General features: G+C 51.6%; 2 protein-coding genes and 1 pseudogene. All 3 read left to right on the top strand.

All coding sequences use genetic code 11. The features are described 5' to 3' along the window. The first annotated feature begins 358 nt into the window (after positions 1 to 358). The 3 genes and pseudogenes from AUK29_02415 (at position 359) to AUK29_02405 (ending at position 3,627) form a co-directional block, all read left to right on the top strand. Positions 359 to 1,360, top strand: coding sequence for a hypothetical protein (locus AUK29_02415; protein OIP65617.1), 1,002 nt, complete (start codon positions 359 to 361; stop codon positions 1,358 to 1,360). Between the two features lie 289 nt (positions 1,361 to 1,649). Further along, positions 1,650 to 1,979: a hypothetical protein gene (locus AUK29_02410; protein OIP65616.1), complete on the top strand. Its 330-nt coding sequence runs from the start codon at positions 1,650 to 1,652 to the stop codon at positions 1,977 to 1,979. A 412-nt stretch (positions 1,980 to 2,391) separates the two neighbouring features. Then, positions 2,392 to 3,627, top strand: a pseudogene (locus AUK29_02405) (hypothetical protein).

Raw genomic sequence — 3,627 nt, 5'->3', positions numbered from 1 at the left:
TGCTGCTATAATACACCGGCATGGTTGATTGTTCAAGTTATTTTTGCGCAAACCCAAAGCTGATCAAATCACTGAAAAACAAACACTTGAACCCTTGACCCCAAGATACCTCAGTGTAGTAGCCGTCGCAGACGGTCCCGGCCCGGCAAGAATAGATTCAAGGAGATGCCGGGATCTAACGACAAAAATAGAGAAAAGCGGGGCACGCGAAGCGTAACCCTGGAATCCTCGACCCCTTCTTAACCACTATATGTGATAAGAACCAAAATAAAAACCTTAACCTTGACTTTGCCGCCGCCATTCTTTATCTTGATGATTAATAGAAGGAGTTTTTATGTCTGAAAAGAATGCCTTTGTGATGAACAAGAAGGCCGTGGCGCTTCTGTCCGGGGGGCTCGACAGCACCCTCGCGGTGAAACTCATGCTCATGCAGGGGATCGAGGTGACGGCGATCAATTTCAAAACCCCTTTCTGCTGCTGTAACCGGAAGAACGGCTGCGGCAATGAGGCGGGCCGGATCTCCAAGGAATTCGGGATCCCGGCCAAGCTGATCTATGTGGACAAGGATTATATCGAGATGGTCCGGAACCCGAAGTTCGGCTACGGAAAACATATGAACCCCTGTCTGGACTGCCGGATCTTCATGCACAAGAGGGCCGCTTCCTTCATGGAGGAGATCGGAGCAACCTTTCTGATCACCGGAGAGGTCCTGGGGCAGCGCCCCATGTCCCAGAGGAGGGATGCTATGAACCTGATCGACCGGGAGTCGGGGCTCGAACAGAGGATTTTAAGACCGCTCTCCGCCGGGGTCATGGAACCCACGCTCCCGGAACAGCAGGGGATCGTTGACCGGAGCCGGCTCCTCTCGATCACCGGCCGCGGAAGAAAGGCGCAGATGCAGCTCGCGGATGAGTTCTCCATCAAGGACTATCCCTGCCCGGCCGGGGGCTGTCTGCTCACGGATATTAAATTTGCGGCCAAGCTAAAGGACCTGTTCCTGCACCAGGAGAACTTCACCATGGAGGAGATCCGCCTTCTCAAGATCGGGCGGCACTTGAGGCTCAGCCCGGAACTCAAGATCATCGTGGGCAGAGACGAGGAAGAAAACAACCGAATCGAATCCCTTGCAAAAGGAAAGCACCCGCTCTTTATCCCCGAGGATTTCAATGGTCCAAGCTGCGCGGCCCTCGGCAGACTGGACTATGAGGCCAGGGAGCTGATCGCCCGGATCATCCTCAAATACGCCCACGTCCAGGGAGCGGGACGCGTGAGGCTTTATCTCCATGAGAAAGAAGAGGCTTTCTCCGTTCCCGCACCGATTGCCGACCCGGATCTGGACCGGTTCCGGATACCTGCCTAAGCTCTAACCATCAAACCACAGAAACCACAGAGAAAAGCCTTTTTCGCCACTAAGACACAAAGGCACTAAGAAAAACTATTTAGCCACGAATTGACACAAACAAAAAACAGCCGTTCCTTTGTGCAGATTCGTGTTCATTCGTGGCAAAAAGGTTTTTTTCTCTGTGTCCTCTGTGGTTTCTCTGGTTGGTGGATTTAGATCATCTTTTTCGGTTGATTCCGTTTCACCGGCAAGGTTATAATAAATCAGAAAATCGTCTGTTCCTTTTCCCAATAAAAAAGGAGATGCCATGAAATTTCGTGATCTCGTTGTCATTACAGTGTTTTTTTGCCTGTTCTCCTCGGTTTCGAGCGCTGCGATCTATCAATGGGTGGATGATTCCGGGCAGACCCACTTCACCGACGACCCTAAAAAAATTCCGGAAAAGTTTAAAGAAAAAGCCGTGGATTTCGATAAGGTAGAGCATAAAGGGCGCGTGACCTTTGACCCGACCCCGGTGAGCGCCCCCGGGAAACAGGCCGGGGAGGAGCCGTCGCTTAAAAGCGCACCCAAAGAGGATGATCAACAGGCAAAGGCGGCAAAGGAGCACAAGGTCATCCTCTATATGGCCGACTGGTGACCGGCTTGCAGACAGGCGAAGAGTTTCTTCGTCACGAACGGGATCAAGTACACCGAGGTCAATGTGGAGAAGGATAAAAAGGGACTCCAGGAAATGCTTGAGAAGTCCGATGGATATACGGGAATCCCGGTCATTGATATTGATGGAACGATCTTCAGAGGTTTCAGCCCCCGGGCCATTGAAAAGGCCTTGAAACAATAATCCCGGGCTGCCGGATACAAGGAGAATGAGATGGTCACAAACATGGGGAAATTGGACCGGGGGATCCGGACCGTTCTGGGGGTCTGTTTAATCCTGGGGAGTTTCCTGCTCTCTCAACTGCTGACCCCCCTTCGGATCTTTCTGGTCCTCTGGGGCGCGGTCTTTCTCATCACCTCTTCGGTGGGATATTGACCGGCCTATCCGTTCGCATATGAAGATCCGCTTCAAACTGATCGCCTCGTTTGTCTTCCTGATCCTCCTCACCGCTGTGCTGTACGGCTTGGCCGCATACAGTGCCATACGGGAGCCGATGCGTTCCTTTGAGAAGAGGAGCACGCTGGAGCATAGCTGGTTGATCGTCAACCAGTTAAACCAGTTCATGGACCATGCCTGCGATGAATTTTCTATCCTCTCCCGGCAGGATCTTCTAAACTACATAGAGGACCCCGAGAAAAGTCCGCTCCATCATGAAGAAGCCCTGCCCGACATATTGAATAAAAAATTCATCTCGAACGCCGCTTTTCTTCCCAGGGAGAAGACCTCCCCAGAAAGCCTTCACAAATTGGAGAAGGATGATCTGATCCCGTCGGACAAAGACCAGGAGCTTCGGATCATCCCCAAGAAAGATCCGACCCGCTCTCTGCTCAGGGTATCCAGAAAATATTACGATACCGATGGAATTTTTTCAGGAGAGGGGTTCATATTTCTGGACATTCAGCGGATACTGAACTACCTGATCTTGAAAGGCCCCTTGAAAGAGGCCTGTATCTGCATCCGGGACCGATCCGAAGGTCTGCTTTACAGTACGTTAAATAAGCCCATAGATTCGAGAGACATTCGACAGGTCATGGCGTACACCGAAGAGGGATTCCGTAACCTTGCGGAAAACAAAGGCGATCCATTCAATACCAAAGAAATTTATGACGAGGAAAACCGGCTTTTCCTGATCGGCTCCATGCTCCCTGCCTTGGGACTCCCGATCTTTATTGAACCGGACTTCCTGAAATTGGACACGATTTTCTCCTCCATGTCACAGAACATGATCCTGATCGGTGCGGCGATCTTATGGGGCACGGTCTGGATCGCCATGATCCTCGGATACCGGGTCATGAGACCGATCGAAAAATTAAGCCTTGGAGCCGAACGGATCGCCTCCGGAGATTATGCCTACCGGCTGAAACCCAAGGGGAGAGATGAGATCGCCCTCCTGTCGCAAAGATTCAACATCATGGCCGAAGCCGTGGAAAAACGCACCCATGATCTGGAACGGACCAACGAGGAACTCAAGGAACAGGACCGGAAAAAAACGAACTTCCTTGACACCGTGGCCCATGATCTCCGGACGCCCCTCACCTCCATCAAGGCCTATGCCGACCTTCTGCTGAGATACCCGGATGAGAGCGAGAAGATAAAACAGGAATTCCTCGATACCATCATCAAGGAATCT

The sequence above is a fragment of the Nitrospirae bacterium CG2_30_53_67 genome, from assembly GCA_001873285.1.
In the GTDB taxonomy this organism is placed as follows: Bacteria; CG2-30-53-67; CG2-30-53-67; order CG2-30-53-67; family CG2-30-53-67; genus CG2-30-53-67.
Note: the sequence above shows the minus strand (reverse complement) of the source record. Positions and strands in the feature narration are given on the sequence as shown.

Bases quoted from the DNA above. Each gene is read 5' to 3' on its own strand.
- AUK29_02415 (OIP65617.1), top strand. From the start codon at position 359: ATGAACAAGAAGGCCGTGGCGCTTCTGTCCGGGGGGCTCGACAGCACC.
- AUK29_02410 (OIP65616.1), top strand. From the start codon at position 1,650: ATGAAATTTCGTGATCTCGTTGTCATTACAGTGTTTTTTTGCCTGTTC.